Raw genomic sequence first — 15141 nt, forward strand, 5'->3', positions numbered from 1 at the left:
AGTCGTGCCTCAGTCCTTCAGGTCGGGCTCGAAGAAGACCCAGCGCACCTGCGGAAAGGCCTCGCGCAGCCCGCGCTCGACCGTGTTGACCGCCTCGACCAGCGCGACGTCGGTGCCCAGCGGGTGCATGCGCGCTTTCACCGCCACCATGATGTCGCTGCCGAGTTGCTGCGTGATCACGCTGTAGATCTGCGCCACCTGCGGCTGAGCCTGAAGATGCGCACGCATGCGCGCCAGCACCTGTGGTTCGGCGCTCTGGCCGACGAGCAGCGCCTTGACTTCCACACCCACCAGCACGGCCACCAGGATCAGCAGCACGCCGATCGAGATCGAGCCCATCGCGTCCCACATCGGGTTGCCCGTCACCAGCGCCATGCCGATGAAGCCCAGCGCCAGCACCAGGCCGCCGAGCGCGGCCAGGTCTTCACCAAGGATCACGATCAGCTCGCTCTGGCGCGAGGTGCGAAACCATTGCCACAGGCTGAGCGCGCCGCGCTCTTTGTTGATCTCGCGCAGCGCGCCCCACAACGACACCGACTCGGCCAGAACGCCGAACGACAGAATGCCCACTGCGACCCAGGCGTACTTCAAGGGCTCGGTGTCGTGCAACTTGTGCACACCCTCGTAGATGGAGAAGAGGCCTCCCATGCTGAACAGCATCAACGCGACGATGAAGCTCCAGAAGTAGATCGCCCGGCCGTAGCCGAGCGGGTGGTCTTCCGATGCGGCGCGTTTGGCTTCTTTCAGGCCCCAGATCAGCAAGGCCTGGTTGCCACAGTCAGCGAAGGAGTGGATCGCCTCGGCCAGCATCGAGGCCGAGCCGGTGAACACCGCGCCGGCCGTCTTCGCCAGCGCGATCGCGAAGTTGGCGCCGAGTGCGAAGAAGATCGATCTCAGCGAATCGGCTTGAGGTGCAGACATGGCGACGGCGTGGGGAGGCGATGACGACGATTAGGGTGACCGTGTGCGGCAGGCCGCGAAGACGTCGAGGCCGGGCTGGTATTCGCTGGCCGAGATGCCGAGCATGCCCAGGACCGAATGGAACAGGTTGTCGTGGGTGAGCGGCATGTCGCGTTTTTCGCGCAGGCACGCGGTCACCGAAGCCGGCGCCGCCCAAACCACCATCGGCACATGCTTCTGCTCGCGCGGGGCCACGGCGTAAGGCAGGCCGTGCAGATAAAGGTTGTTCTCGCCGAGCGATTCGCCGTGGTCCGACACATAGAGCATCGTGGTCTCGAACTGCGCCGCCTGGCCTTGCAGCCACTGCACCGCCTGCGCGAGCATGTGGTCGGTGTAGACGATCGAGTTGTCGTAGGCGTTCACGAGGCTGGCGCGGTCGCACTGCTGCAGCACGTTGGTGCTGCATTCCGGCATGAACGGCTTGCGGTTTGCCGGGCTGCGCTTGTAGTAGGCGGGGCCGTGGCTGCCCATCTGGTGCAGCACCAGCAGCACGCCACGCTCGCGCCGATCGGCGGGCAGGTCGGCCAGGCGCGCTTCCAGGCCGACCAGCAGCGCTTCGTCGAGGCATTCGCCTTCCTGGCACAACTGCGCACCCGGTGCGGCGCGGCCGGGTGCGGCATCGATGGCGCGCGCAGTGGGAACACGTTTGCACAGCCCTTTGCAACCGGCCTGGTTGTCGACCCAGAGCACGGCCATGCCGGTGCGCTGCACGAGGTCGAGCAGGTTTTCGGAGTTGGCCTCGCGGCGCTCGAACTGCTTCTTGCCCAGATGCGAAAACATGCAGGGCAACGAGGCCGCCGTGCTGGTGCCGCACGAGCTCACTTCGCGGAAGCTCACCACGTCGAGCGCGGCCAGCGCCGGGTTGGTCGGCCGCTCGTAGCCGTTGAGCGAGAAGTGGTCGGCACGCGCGGTCTCGCCCACCACCAGCAACACCAGAGGCGGCCGGGCACCGGCGGCGCGGGGCGCGATGCGCGCGTCGAGACCGATCGGCTGCGGCGGCCCGGCCGGCTGGGCGGTGCTCTGCAGGCCGATGTCGGCGAGCGCGTAGAACGAGTTCAGCGGGTTGATCAGATAACGCATCGTCTTGTGGTTGCGCATCGTGGCCGACAGGTCGGCGAAGAGCGCGAACAACAAGGCGGCGAACACGGCCAGTGCCACGAACAGGCCGAGCGCGTTGCGGCCGAGTTGGGCCGCCGCGCCCAGGCGCTGCAGCGGTGCACGCCACAACACCACCAGGGGAATGCCGGCGAGAACGGCCACGCCCACCAGCAGACGCCAGCTCAGCAGGTCGCGCACTTCGCGCGGGTCGGTCTGAACCACGTTGACCATCATGGTCGAGTCAATCACCACGCCGTAGGTGCCCATGAAGTGCGCGCCGAACGCGGCCGCCAGCACGAACAGCGCGATCACCGGCTTGACGGTGAAGCGCCAGGCCACGAAGGCGAGCAGCGCAGTGAGCAGCGCGGCGATCATCAGGCCGAACCCGACGATGAAGAGTGCGCCTCGACCGGAGCCGGTTTCAGGCAACGCCAGCAAGGCGCGCCAAAGAGGCCAGTTGGCGAAGGAGGCGATCCACACGGCGGCGGCCACCGCCAGGGTCATCGGGTTCCAGCCGTCGCGTGCAGAAGGCGAGCCGGAGGTCGGGAAGCGCATCGTCATGCGCGGTATTGTCGTCGCAAGCCCGGGCGCTCCCGGGCCGGGCTCAGCTGCGGATCATCACGCCGCCCGCGGCCCGGTTCGCCGCGCCGCCGAGAGCGACCTGGGTGCCCTTGGCGCAGAACCTGCGGCGCAGGTCTTCGACCTTTTCGATCATGGCGGCGCTGGCCTCGATCTTCGCGCCGTGGCGGGTCAGCACCTTGCCGGCAAGCTCGACGAGCTTGGCGTTCAGGGTTTCGGTGCCTCGCTGCATCAGGCTCTTCACCGCGTCGGCGTGGCGGCCCTTGATGCTGTGCGACATGGCCTGCTCGGCGAGCAGGTTGATGTCGGTGTGCCCGGCGCGGACCAAGGCCACGTGCGGCTCGTGTTCCTGCAGCGATTTGCACAACATGTCGGCCGACGCTTTCGAGACGCAGAATCGCTGCGCGATGGTGCTGATCCACGCGTCGGCTTCGGTGAGCTGGATCTCGGTGCTGCGCAAGCGCGCCAGCACGGCCAGGAAGTTGCTCGCGGCCTCGAAGTCGAAGTCTTCCTGCGAGATGCAGGCGGCCAGGCGCCGCACCTGCGCCACGCAGCTGGCGACCTGGCGTTCGATCAGTGCCTTGAAGACTTCAGACGTGGTCACGAAACGCTGCAGCCGCACGTTGTCGGGCTGGCGTTCGAGCGCGAGCCGCAGGTGATCGTGGTTGCGGTTGAAGGCCTTGTTGTCGCGCTTGTCGTACAAGGTCATCGCCAGCAGCACCAGGCTCTGGCAGTCGAAGGTCTTCGATGTCAGGCCGATGCGCACGCTGCGCTCGAGCGCTTCGGCGGCCTCGTCGCCGTGGCCCATGTAGAAGGCCAGCATGCCCTGCTTCTGCAGGCGCGCGATGCTTTGTGGCGTGATGCGCGTGGCGCAGCGAAAGGTCTCGAGCGCGGCGTCGAGGTCACCTTGTTCCACCTGCACCCGGCCCATCACGTCGTAGGCGTCGGCAAAGCCGGGCTGGCTGCTGATCAGCGCTTCGAGCATGCTGGTGGCCTGGGTCAGATCGCCGGCCTCGACTTCGGCGCGGGCGATGCCCAGCCGCGCCCAGGGCAGGGCCTTGGTCTTTTCCACGGCTTCGTAGAGCGTGCGGGCGGCGGCGTGGTCACCGAGCCGGATCAGCAGTTCGGCGCCGATGCGCGCGGCGTACAGCCAGTATTCGTCGCGCGCATCGAAGCGCGCGCGGCAGAGCTGGGCGGCGAGCGCGAAGTCGTCGTTCTCGATCGCCTCGAAGATGGTGCGCAGCGTGGTCTTGCGGTGGCGTGCCTGCACCAGGCGGGCTTCGAGCGCCAGGCCGGTGTGCGGTTTGAGCAGGTAGCTGTCGAGCGCCGATTCGGCGGCTTCGGCCACCATCGGGTAAGAGGCTTCTCCGGTGACCATGATGAACACGGTCGAGTAGGGCAGCAGGTTGGCGCGGCGCAGGTCGTCGAGCAGGTCTTGCCCGGTCAGCGGGCTGGAGGCGAAGTGGTAGTCGCACAGCACGATGTCGAAGACCTGGTTCTCGAGCACGCTGCGCGCGTCGGGAACCCGGCTCTTCTGCACGATCGTGCCCACGCCCATGTCGCGCAGCATGCCGGCCTGCAGGCTGCGCAGGGCGGGGTTGCTGTCGACGATCAGGGCGCGGCAATTGCCTACGTCGGGGTAGATCTTGTTCATGCGGCGAGACAGGGCACCAGCGGTGGCGGGGCGATTCCCCGTTCCTGCTTATCGGCACGCCCGCCGCGTTCTTGACCCTGCCCGACCCGCTGCTCTCGCCGTGGGCAGGGCGACCGGGTTACTTGAACAGGTCTTTGACCCGATCAGACCAGGTCTTCGAGGTCGGCGAATGCCGATCGCCCGCCTTGCGGAAGGACTCGTCCAGCTCTTTCAGCAGCTTGCGCTGGTGCTCGGTGAGCTTGATCGGCGTTTCGACCGACACGTGGCAGTACAGGTCGCCAGGGTAACTGGAGCGCACGCCCTTGATGCCCTTGCCACGCAGCCGGAAGGTCTTGCCGTGCTGCGTGCCTTCGGGCAATTCGATCTCGGCCTTGCCACCCAGCGTGGGCACCTCGATGCCGCCACCGAGCGCGGCCGTGGTCAGGCCGACCGGCACGGTGCAGTGCAGGTCGTCGCCGTCACGCTCGAAGATCTCGTGCTGCTTGATGCGGATCTCGATGTACAGGTCACCCGCCGGCCCGCCGTTCGTGCCCGGCTCGCCGTTGCCGCTGGAGCGGATGCGCATGCCTTCGTTGATGCCGGCGGGGATCTTGACTTCGAGCGTCTTGTTCTTCTTGACCTTGCCCTGGCCGTTGCAGGTGGTGCAGGGCTCGGGAATGATCTTGCCGGTGCCGTGGCAATGCGGGCAGGTCTGCTGGATGCTGAAGAAACCCTGGCGCATGTGCACCGTGCCCGCGCCGTTGCAGGTGCTGCAGGTCTTGGGCTGGGTGCCGGGTTTGGCGCCACTGCCCTTGCAGGTCTCGCAGCTTTCGTAGGCAGGGATGCGGATCTGCGTTTCCTTGCCCGCGGCCGCCTCTTCGAGCGTGATCTCCATCGCGTAGCTCAGGTCGCTGCCGCGGAACACCTGCTGCCCGCCCGGGCCGCGGCGCTGGCCGCCGGCACCACCGAAGATGTCGCCGAAGATGTCGCCGAAGGCTTCGGCAAAGCCGCCCATGCCTTCGCCGCCAGCACCGCCGCCGCGGCTCATGTTGGGGTCGACGCCGGCGTGGCCGTACTGGTCGTAGGCAGCGCGCTTCTGGCTGTCGGAAAGCATCTCGTAGGCTTCCTTGGCCTCCTTGAACTTTTCTTCGGCCTTCTTCGCGTCGTCACCCTGGTTGCGGTCGGGGTGGTGCTTCATCGCGAGCTTGCGATAAGCCTTCTTGATGTCGTCTTCGCTGGCGTTCTTGGGCACGCCCAGCGTTTCGTAAAAGTCACGTTTGGCCATGAAATTCAGGCTCCGGCAGGTTCTTCATTCGTACGCGCTTCAAACACCAACGCCGGTTTCAGCCGAAGACTGCCTTTTGCAAAGCAGCTCCGCCCGAAACCGGCGAGGGTTGGTGAAAAGGCTCAGCCCTTCTTCACTTCCTTGAACTCGGCGTCGACCACGTTGTCGTCGTCGGCCGCCTTGGCCGAGGCGCCTTCGGCGTGCGGCGCGTCAGCGCCACCACCGGCTGCCGCACCCGCCGCCGCTTGCGCCGCCTGCGCTTCGGCGTAGACCTTCTCGCCGAGCTTCTGGCTCGCGGTCATCAGCGCTTCGGTCTTGGCTTCGATCTGTGCCTTGTCTTCGCTCTTCAGCGATTCTTCGGCGTCTTTCAGCGCGGCCTCGACCTTCTCTTTCTCGCCCGCTTCAAGCTTGTCGCCGTGCTCGGACAAGCTCTTCTTCACGCTGTGGATCATCGCGTCGGCAGAGTTGCGCGCCTGGATCAGCTCGAGCTTCTTCTTGTCGTCGGCCGCGTTGACTTCGGCGTCCTTGACCATCTGCTCGATCTCGGCCTCGGTCAGGCCCGAATTCGCCTTGATGGTGATCTTGTTTTCCTTGCCGGTGCCCTTGTCCTTCGCGCCGACGTGCAGGATGCCGTTGGCGTCGATGTCGAAGCTCACCTCGATCTGCGGCATGCCACGCGGGCTCGGCGGAATGCCTTCGAGGTTGAACTCGCCCAGGCTCTTGTTGCCCGAGGCCATCTCGCGCTCGCCCTGGTAGACCTTGATCGTCACGGCCGGCTGGTTGTCGTCGGCGGTGGAGAAGGTCTGCGCGAACTTGGTCGGGATGGTCGTGTTCTTCTTGATCATCTTCGTCATCACGCCGCCGAGCGTCTCGATGCCCAGGCTCAGCGGGGTCACGTCGAGCAGCAGCACGTCCTTGCGGTCGCCGGCCAGCACCTGGCCCTGGATCGCGGCGCCCACGGCCACGGCTTCATCGGGGTTCACGTCCTTGCGCGGTTCCTTGCCGAAGAATTCCTTGACCTTCTCTTGCACCTTGGGCATGCGGGTCATGCCACCGACCAGGATCACGTCCTGGATGTCGGAGACGCTCAGGCCCGAGTCCTTGATGGCGGTGCGGCAGGGCGCGATGGTGCGCTCGATCAGGTCTTCGACCAGCGCTTCGAGCTTGGCGCGCGAGAGCTTGATGTTCAGGTGCTTCGGGCCCGAGGCATCGGCCGTCACGTAGGGCAGGTTGATGTCGGTCTGCGCACCGCTCGAGAGTTCGATCTTGGCCTTTTCGGCCGCTTCTTTCAGGCGCTGCAGCGCGAGCACGTCTTTGCCGAGGTCGACGCCTTGCTCTTTCTTGAACTCGGCAATGATGTAGTCGATGACGCGCTGGTCGAAGTCTTCGCCGCCCAGGAAGGTGTCACCGTTGGTGGCCAGCACTTCGAACTGCTTCTCGCCGTCGACGTCGGCGATCTCGATGATCGACACGTCGAAGGTGCCGCCGCCCAGGTCGTACACGGCGATCTTGCGATCACCCTTTTCGTTCTTGTCGAGGCCGAACGCGAGCGCGGCCGCGGTCGGCTCGTTGATGATGCGCTTCACGTCGAGGCCGGCGATGCGGCCGGCGTCTTTGGTCGCCTGGCGCTGCGCGTCGTTGAAGTAGGCCGGCACCGTGATCACGGCTTCGGTGACGGTTTCACCGAGGTAGTCTTCGGCGGTCTTCTTCATCTTGCGCAGGATCTCGGCGCTGACCTGTTGCGGCGCGAGCTTGTTGCCACGCACCTCGACCCACGCGTCGCCGTTGTCGGCCGCGGCGATCTTGTAGGGCATCAGGTCGATGTCTTTCTGCACTTCTTTCTCGGTGAACTTGCGGCCGATCAGGCGCTTCACCGCGTACAGCGTGTTCTTCGGGTTGGTGACGGCCTGGCGCTTGGCAGACGCGCCGACGAGGATCTCGCCGCCGTCCTGGTAGGCCACGATCGACGGCGTGGTGCGTGCACCTTCGCTGTTCTCGATGACCTTGGTGGTGTTGCCTTCCATGATCGAGACGCACGAGTTCGTGGTGCCGAGGTCGATGCCGATGATTTTTGCCATGATTGAATCTCCTGAGAGCTGGATAAGATTGTTCTTAACGTGTGGATAAGCTGTGGGCTTTCAAGGCGCTTCTGTGGACTGTTCAGTCTCAGGAAGACGCTGCCACGGTGACCAGCGCCGGGCGCAAGACCCGGTCGGCGATCGAATAGCCTTTTTGCAATACGGCGACCACGGTGTTCGGCTCCTGCGCAGCCGGCACGACGCTGATGGCCTGGTGCTGGTGCGGGTCGAACTTGGCGCCGGCGGCCGGGTTGATCTCGAGCACCTTGTTGCGCTCGAGGGCCGAGACCAGCTGGCGCAGCGTGGCGTGCACGCCTTCGAGCAACTGCTCGGGCGTGGCGCCGGGGATCAGGATCGCGGCCTCGAGGCTGTCTTTCACAGGCAGCAGGCTGTCGGCGAAGCCTTCGACGGCGTACTTGCGGGCCTTGGCGATCTCGTCTTCGGCACGGCGGCGGATGTTCTCGGCCTCGGCCTTGGCGCGCAAGTAGGCGTCGGACACCTCGGCGTGTTTGGCCTCGAGTTCCTGCAGCCGGGACTCGGGGTTCTGGGCTGCAGGAGCTTCTGCGGCCGCAGCCGCGGCATCGGCCATTTCGGGGCTGGAAGGGTTGGTTTCGTTCTGGTTCATGGTCGTGCTCAGTTCTTCAGCCCCGCACATGGGGCGGGAGCCCACAGTTTCAAGAGGGGATTGCAACGGATCTGCGCTGGCCGGGCAAAAACGTGCCGGAGCAGGGCGCGGTCGTTTCAGTCGGGGTCGCTCGACGCGCTCCAGCGGTTCCAGTCGGCGAGCTGGCGGCGGTCGCGCTTGGTCGGGCGGCCCTGGTCCAGCGCCAGGGCTGGCTCGGTACCAGAGCGCCGCTCCTGGGCTGCTTTTTCGCGCAGGGCGACGCTCTCAGGCGTTTCTTCGTAGAGCGCCTGCGCCACCGACGCCGGGCCGCGCTGCAGGCTCAGCGCCTTCACGATCAGCGTGCGTGTGACCGGCCCCTGCCGCAGCTCGATCCGGTCGCCCGGGCGCAACTCGCGCGAAGCCTTGGCCGTCTGGCCGTTGACCTCGACCCGGCCCTTGTCGATCTCGTCGGCCGAGAGGCCTCGGGTCTTGAAGAAGCGTGCGACCCAGAGCCATTTGTCGAGCCGCACACGCTCGGTTGTCGTGAACTTGTCTGTCATCTAGACCCGATTGTCGGCCAGCGGCAAACGCACGGTGGCGTCGAGCCCCGCAGGTGTGGCGCCGCCGCCGCGGTTGTCGAGAGCGATCTGGCCACCGAGTGAAGCGACGATCTCGTTGCAGATCGCCAAGCCGAGCCCGGAACCGCGCTGCGGGTTGTCGGCACCCAGGCCGCTGGTGAAGGGCTGGAACAGGTGCTGGCGCTGTGCTGCCGAGATGCCGGGGCCGCTGTCGGAAACGGTCAGCACGGCCTGGTTCGCCAAACGCTCGACCCGCAGCGCCAGGCGCGATTCGTCGGGGCTGAACTTGAGCGCGTTGTGCAGCAGGTTGCGTGTGAGCTCGCGCAGGGCCCATTCGTGCGCGCGCACCGGCGCACTGTCGGTTTCGAGCGAAAAGTCGAGCCGCTGCTCGGCGATCAGCGGCGCCAGGTCGAGCGCGACGGCACGCGTGACCGTGGCCCAGTCGACCACGCCAGCGTCGCCTTGCTGGCGCAACTGCTCCACCTTGGCCAGCGCCAGCATCTGGTTCGCCAGTTCGGTGGCGCGGGCCACGGTGTGGCCGATCTCGCCGAGCGCCTGCGCCGGTTCCACGTCGCCGCGCTGCGCCGACTGCACCTGGGTCTTCAACACGGCGAGCGGCGTGCGCAATTGGTGCGAGGTGTCGCGCACGAAACGCTTCTGGTGTTCGAGCAGGTGCCCCAGGCGCGCCATGACGGCGTTGGTGGCGTGCAGCAAGGGCAGCAACTCGCGTGGCGCATCGGCACGGGCGATGGGTGCGAGGTCGTTGGCGCTGCGCGCGTTCAGGTCGGCGCTCAGGTCGCGCACCGGCTGGGTGGCGCGCTGCACGACCACCACGACCACGAGTGCGATCACGGCCACGAGCGCGGCCTGGCGCCACAGCGTGTCGATCAGGATCTGGCGCGCCAGCGTCTCGCGCAGCTCCAGCGTTTCGGCCACCTGGATCGTGGCCATGCCGCGCCCTTCGGGCCCAGCCACCGGTTGCAGCAGCACGGCCACGCGCACCGGTTGATCGCGATAGCGGTCGTTGTAGAAGTCGACCAGCGCGGAGTAGGCCGCCTTCGTCGGAAGGCTGCCGTGCCAAGCTGGCAGGTCGGCGTAGCCCGACACCGCTTCGCCTTTGAACCCGGTGACCTTGTAGAACATGCGGCTGCGGTTGTCGGCTTCGAAAGGCTCGAGCGCGGCGTAGAGCACATTGGCGCTGAGTTGCGCGGCGTCGCCTGCGCCGCTGACCTGCAGCAGTTCGCCGATCGACTTGGCCGAAGCGAGCAGAGTGCGGTCATAGGCGATGTCGGCCGAGCGCAGCGCCTGCCGGTACAGGCTCACGGTGTTGATGGCCACGATGGCCAGCACCGGCAGAAGAATGCCGAGCAACAACTGGCTGCGCATCGACAGCCGGCGCGGGGCCGCGGACAGGTCGCTCACCAGTTGCGCACCCGGCACTTACGCCTGGGGCTTCAGCAGGTAGCCGAGCCCGCGCAGCGTGACGAGTTGCGCGCCGGTCGAGGCGAGCTTCTTGCGCAGGCGGTAGGCCACGACCTCGATGGCTTCAGCCTGCAGGTGCGCTTCGCCGGGGAACACCAGTTCGAAGAGGCGCTCTTTCGCGACGGCGTGGCCGGGCCGGTCGAGCACCGCGCGCAGCAGCGCGCTTTCGCGCGGCGGCAGGTCGAGCGGCTCGCCCTGAAAGTAGACCGCGCCGCTCGTGGTGTCGGCACGCAGCCCGCAGTATTCGGGCTCGAGCGTGTCGCCACGGGCTTCGGTGTCGGTGGCGCCGGCACGGCGCGCCAGGGCCCGCACGCGCGCTTCGAGCTCGTCGAGGTCGAAGGGCTTGGGCAGGTAGTCGTCGGCGCCAGTGTTCAGCCCGAGGATGCGATCGCCGACCGTGCCGCGTGCGGTGAGGATCAAGACCGGCGTGGCCAGGCCTTCGGCGCGCGCGGCGGCGAGCACCTGCAGCCCGTCCATGCCTGGCAGGCTCAGGTCGAGCACGACCACATCGGGCACGCTGGCACGCCAGCGGTCGAGCGCACGCGCACCGTCGCCGCAGGTCACGACCTGCATGCCGCGGCGCTGGAAGCTGCGTTGCAGCGTGGTCTGCATGGCCGGGTTGTCTTCGATCAACAGGAGCTTCATGGCACGGGTGGGGCAGGCGCAGTCTCGGGCATCCGCACAGGCGGCGTACAGGCGGTGCCTCAGCATTTTCCCTAGGCGTTTGGACAGCCGACTGACAGCTTTTGGCGCCAGTATCCAAGGGTGTGCATTCTGCGTCGAAGGAGACAACCATGCGTCGCGATACTTTCCTGAAGTCCCTGGCCGCGCTCGCCGCGGCGGGCATGTTGCCGTCGCCCGCATCGGCGGCGGCCAATCTGAAAATGATGATCCCGGCCAACCCCGGTGGTGGCTGGGACACGACCGGCCGTGCCCTCGGCAAGGCGCTGCAGGAGTCGGGTGCAGCTTCGTCGGTGAGCTACGACAACAAGGGCGGCGCCGCCGGTGCTATCGGCCTGGCGCAGTTCGTCAACGGCAACAAGGGCGACGCCAACGCGCTGATGACCATGGGCGCGGTGATGCTCGGCGGCATCATCACCGGCAAGCCGCCGGTGTCTCTGTCGCAAGCCACGCCGCTGGCGCGCATCACGAGCGAATACAACGTGTTCGTGCTGCCGGCCGATTCCAAGCTCAAGACCATGAAAGACGTGGTCGAGCAGATGAAGAAAGACCCCGGCAGCGTGAAGTGGGGCGGCGGTTCGCGTGGATCGACCGAGCACATCGCCGCGGCCATGATCGCGCGCGAAGTCGGCGTCGACCCGGCGAAGATCAACTACGTGGCCTTCCGTGGGGGTGGTGAAGCCACCGCCGCCATTCTGGGCGGCAACGTCACGGTCGGCGGCAGCGGCTACAGCGAGTTCGCCGAATACATCACCACCGGCAAGATGAAGGCGATCGCCGTCACGTCCGACACCCGCATCAAGGGCGTGGACGCGCCGACGCTCAAAGAGCAGGGCATCAACGTCGTGATCGGCAACTGGCGTGGCGTGTACGGCGCCGCCGGCATCACCCCCGAGCAGCGCAAGGGCCTGATCGAGATGATCGTCAAGGCGACCAAGACCAAGGCCTGGGCCGAGTCGCTCGAGAAGAACGGCTGGACGCCCGCGCTGATGACGGGCGCCGAGTTCGAGACCTTCGTCGACAACGAGTTCGCTTCGTTGCGCGCGGTGATGGCGAAGTCGGGAATGATCTGACGATGAAAGCGCCGCAGACCTTGGTGGGGGCGGGCACGCTGGCCACCGGCGCGATGTTCGTGGCCGGGGCGCTGACGATCAAGTCCGACGCCGGCTATTCCGGCGTCGGGCCGAACTTCCTGCCGTGGGTCGTGGGCCTCGCCTTGCTGGCCTGCGGTGCCTTCCTGATCTACGAGGCGCGCAGCGGCGGTTACCGCGACATGGAAGAGCCGAGTGGCGCTGCCACGTCGCACTGGCCGGGCTTCGCCTGGGTGTCGGCGGGCATTCTCGCCACCGCGGCCCTGATCACGACGCTCGGTTTCATCTTGAGTTGTGCGCTGTGCTTCGTGCTGGCCGTGCGCGGCTTCAAGTCGGCCGAAGACCGGCTCGACCTGAGCCCGCGCGCGTGGCTCGTCGACGCCGCCATCGGGCTGGCGATCGCAGCGCCGGTGTACTGGATGTTCACGCAGTTGCTGGCGATCAACCTGCCTGGCCTCACTTCGACAGGGTGGTTGTGATGGACATCTGGAACCAGTTGGTCCAGGGCTTCCTGACAGCCGGCACACCCATCAACCTGCTGTGGTGCCTGTTCGGCTGCACCATCGGCACGGCTGTCGGCGTGTTGCCCGGCATCGGGCCCGCCACCGCGGTGGCGATGCTGCTGCCGATCACCTTGAAGGTCGACCCCACGGCGTCGATGATCTTCTTCTCGGGCATCTACTACGGCGCGATGTACGGCGGCTCGACCACTTCGATCCTGCTCAACACGCCGGGTGAGTCTGGCTCCATGGTCACGGCCATGGAAGGCAACAAGATGGCCAAGAGCGGGCGCGCCGGCGCGGCGCTGGCCACGGCGGCGATCGGTTCGTTCGTTGCCGGCACGATCGCGACCGTGCTGGTCACGTTCTTCGCACCCGTGGTCGCCACCTATGCGATCCGGCTCGGCCCGCCCGAATACTTTTTGCTGATGGTGCTGGCCTTCTGCACCGTGAGCGCAGTGCTCGGCAAGAGCACGCTGCGTGGCTTGACCTCGCTGTTCATCGGCCTGGCGATGGGCCTCGTGGGCATCGACCAGATCTCGGGCCAGGCGCGCTACACCGCCGGTGTGCCGGAGTTGCTCGACGGGCTCGAAGTGGTGCTGATCGCGGTCGGCCTGTTCGCCGTCAGTGAAGCGCTCTACAACGTCATGTACGAAGGCCGCACGGTCGAGACGCAGAACAAGATGAGCAAGGTGCACATGACCGCGGCCGAGTGGAAGCGCTCCTGGCCGGCCTGGCTGCGCGCGACGGCCATCGGCTTTCCGTTCGGCACCATTCCGGCGGGCGGCAGCGAAATCCCCACCTTCCTGAGTTACGCGACTGAGAAGAAGCTCTCGAAGAACAAGGAAGAGTTCGGCACCACCGGTGCGATCGAGGGCGTGGCCGGCCCGGAAGCCGCCAACAACGCGGCGATCACGGCCACGCTGATCCCGCTGCTCACGCTGGGCATTCCCACCTCGAACACCACGGCGATCCTGCTCGGCGCGTTCCAGAACTACGGCATCCAGCCCGGCCCGCAATTGTTCGAGAAGAACTCGGCCCTGGTGTGGGCGCTGATCGCTTCGCTCTACATCGGCAACGTGATGCTGCTGGTCTTGAACCTGCCGCTGGTCGGCCTCTGGGTCAAGCTGCTGAAGATCCCCAAGGCCTACCTGTATGCGGGCATCCTGATCTTCGCGACGGTGGGTGTCTACGGCATGCGCCAGTCGGCGTTCGACCTGGTGCTGCTGTACGTGATCGGCCTGCTCGGCGTGGTGATGCGGCGCTACGACTTCCCGACCGCGCCGGTGGTTGTCGGCATGATCCTCGGGCCGCTGGCCGAAGCGCAGATGCGCAACGCGCTGTCGATCGGCGAGGGCAAGTGGGGCGTGTTCCTCGAGCGCCCGGTGTCGCTGGCATTGATCGTCATCGTGCTCGCGGTGCTGGTCTTGCCGCGGCTGATGAAACTGCGCAAGGCGCGCGCCTGATCGATCGGCTCAGGCGCTGGCGCCGCGTTCCAGCGCCTGCTGGCGCTGGGCTTCAAGCGCGGCGGCATCGGGCACCACGGTGCTCGGCCAGCCCTGCAGGTGCTGGATGCTGATGGCCGAGAGCGCCGCGATCCACTCGTGCTGGTCGTTCAGACAGGCGATGTGGTGAAACTCGGCGCCACCCGCGTGCAGGAAGGCTTCACGCGCTTCCATGTTGATCTCTTCCAGCGTTTCGAGGTTGTCGGAGGTGAAGCCGGGGCACATCACGTCGACCCGCTTCACACCCGCTTTGGCCATCTCGATCAGCGTGGGTTCGGTGTAGGGCTGCAACCACTCGGCCTTGCCGAGGCGGCTTTGAAAGGTGACGGTCACGAACTCGGCCGGCAGGCCGAGCCGTTCGCGCAGCAGCCGCGCGGTCTTCAGGCATTCGCAGTGGTAAGGGTCGCCGAGGCTCAGCGTGCGCCTGGGCACGCCGTGAAAGCTCAGCACGAGTTTGTCGGGACGGCCGTGCGTCGCCCAGTGATCGTTGACGCGCTTGGCCAGCGCGCCGATGTAGCCGGCGTCGTCGTGGTAGCGGTTGACGAAGCGCAGTTCGGGCACGGTGCGCGAGCGCTGCGCCCAATCGCACACCGCGTCGATGATGCTGGCGGTGGTGGTGCCTGAATACTGCGGGTACAGTGGCAGCACCAGCACGCGGCTCACGCCCTCGGTCTTCAACTCGTCGAGCACGCGGGCGATCGACGGGCCGCCGTAGCGCATGGCGACCCGCACCGTGACCCGGTGGCCACGCTCGCCGAGGTAACCACCGAGCAGCTTGGCCTGCTTGTCGGTCCAGACCTTCAGTGGCGAGCCTTCGGGCGTCCAGATGCTCGCGTATTTCTTCGCCGATTTGGCCGGCCGCACCCGCAGGATCACGCCGTGCAGGATCAGCAGCCACAACAGGCGCGGCACCTCGACGACACGCGGGTCGCTCAGGAACTCGGCCAGAAAGCGCCGCAGCGCCGGTGCCGTGGGCGCGTCGGGCGTGCCCAGGTTGCAGAGCAGGATGGCGACGCGCGGGGCAGTGCCGTGCGCGTGCGAAGGTTCGGGGGTGAAGGCCATTCGAC

At 66.7% G+C, this 15141-nt stretch carries 13 protein-coding genes; 3 read left to right on the forward strand and 10 right to left on the reverse strand.

Translation table 11 applies throughout. The annotated features are described in order from the left end of the window. Positions 1 to 9: 9 nt before the first annotated feature. The 9 genes from AC30PD_RS02200 to AC30PD_RS02240 form a co-directional block, all read right to left on the reverse strand. Positions 10 to 921, reverse strand: a complete 912-nt coding sequence (locus tag AC30PD_RS02200; RefSeq protein ID WP_489533994.1) for a cation diffusion facilitator family transporter — start codon at positions 919 to 921, stop codon at positions 10 to 12. Between the two features lie 30 nt (positions 922 to 951). Beyond that, on the reverse strand, positions 952 to 2619 hold the full coding sequence (locus AC30PD_RS02205) for a phosphoethanolamine transferase (protein ID WP_489533995.1): 1668 nt from the start codon (positions 2617 to 2619) through the stop codon (positions 952 to 954). A 43-nt stretch (positions 2620 to 2662) separates the two neighbouring features. Beyond that, on the reverse strand, positions 2663 to 4291 hold the full coding sequence (locus AC30PD_RS02210) for a response regulator (protein ID WP_489533996.1): 1629 nt from the start codon (positions 4289 to 4291) through the stop codon (positions 2663 to 2665). A gap of 118 nt (positions 4292 to 4409) precedes the next feature. After that, a complete protein-coding gene (gene dnaJ, locus AC30PD_RS02215; RefSeq protein ID WP_489533997.1) occupies positions 4410 to 5555 on the reverse strand; it encodes a molecular chaperone DnaJ in 1146 nt (381 codons plus the stop codon). 122 nt (positions 5556 to 5677) lie between these two features. Beyond that, a complete protein-coding gene (dnaK, locus tag AC30PD_RS02220) occupies positions 5678 to 7633 on the reverse strand; it encodes a molecular chaperone DnaK (RefSeq protein WP_489533998.1) in 1956 nt (651 codons plus the stop codon). A gap of 88 nt (positions 7634 to 7721) precedes the next feature. Next, positions 7722 to 8258, reverse strand: a complete 537-nt coding sequence (gene grpE / locus AC30PD_RS02225) for a nucleotide exchange factor GrpE (protein ID WP_489533999.1) — start codon at positions 8256 to 8258, stop codon at positions 7722 to 7724. A 116-nt stretch (positions 8259 to 8374) separates the two neighbouring features. Next, positions 8375 to 8797 (reverse strand): RNA-binding S4 domain-containing protein, encoded by a 423-nt coding sequence (locus tag AC30PD_RS02230; protein WP_489534000.1) that lies wholly within the window; start codon positions 8795 to 8797, stop codon positions 8375 to 8377. Beyond that, positions 8798 to 10201 carry a sensor histidine kinase gene (locus tag AC30PD_RS02235; protein ID WP_489534118.1) on the reverse strand — a complete coding sequence of 468 codons (1404 nt, stop codon included), beginning with the start codon at positions 10199 to 10201 and terminating at the stop codon, positions 8798 to 8800. Between the two features lie 54 nt (positions 10202 to 10255). Continuing rightward, on the reverse strand, positions 10256 to 10942 hold the full coding sequence (locus AC30PD_RS02240) for a response regulator transcription factor (protein WP_489534001.1): 687 nt from the start codon (positions 10940 to 10942) through the stop codon (positions 10256 to 10258). Between the two features lie 149 nt (positions 10943 to 11091). On the opposite strand from AC30PD_RS02240, the gene AC30PD_RS02245 reads away from it, so the two are divergent. From AC30PD_RS02245 to AC30PD_RS02255, 3 genes are read left to right on the forward strand one after another with little or no spacing between them, the layout of a single operon-like run. Beyond that, a complete protein-coding gene (locus AC30PD_RS02245; protein WP_489534002.1) occupies positions 11092 to 12051 on the forward strand; it encodes a Bug family tripartite tricarboxylate transporter substrate binding protein in 960 nt (319 codons plus the stop codon). Positions 12052 to 12053: 2 nt separating this feature from the next. After that, on the forward strand, positions 12054 to 12548 hold the full coding sequence (locus tag AC30PD_RS02250; RefSeq protein ID WP_489534003.1) for a tripartite tricarboxylate transporter TctB family protein: 495 nt from the start codon (positions 12054 to 12056) through the stop codon (positions 12546 to 12548). After that, complete coding sequence (locus AC30PD_RS02255; RefSeq protein WP_489534004.1) at positions 12548 to 14035, forward strand: tripartite tricarboxylate transporter permease; 1488 nt, start codon at positions 12548 to 12550, stop codon at positions 14033 to 14035. The genes AC30PD_RS02250 and AC30PD_RS02255 overlap by 1 nt, the downstream gene beginning before the upstream one ends. A gap of 9 nt (positions 14036 to 14044) precedes the next feature. Here AC30PD_RS02255 and hemH read toward each other — a convergent pair whose 3' ends face one another. After that, positions 14045 to 15136: a ferrochelatase gene (gene hemH / locus AC30PD_RS02260; protein ID WP_489534005.1), complete on the reverse strand. Its 1092-nt coding sequence runs from the start codon at positions 15134 to 15136 to the stop codon at positions 14045 to 14047. Positions 15137 to 15141 lie beyond the last annotated feature (5 nt).

The sequence above is a fragment of the Rhizobacter sp. genome (assembly GCF_032229685.1).
Classification (GTDB): Bacteria; Pseudomonadota; Gammaproteobacteria; order Burkholderiales; family Burkholderiaceae_C; genus LMDS01.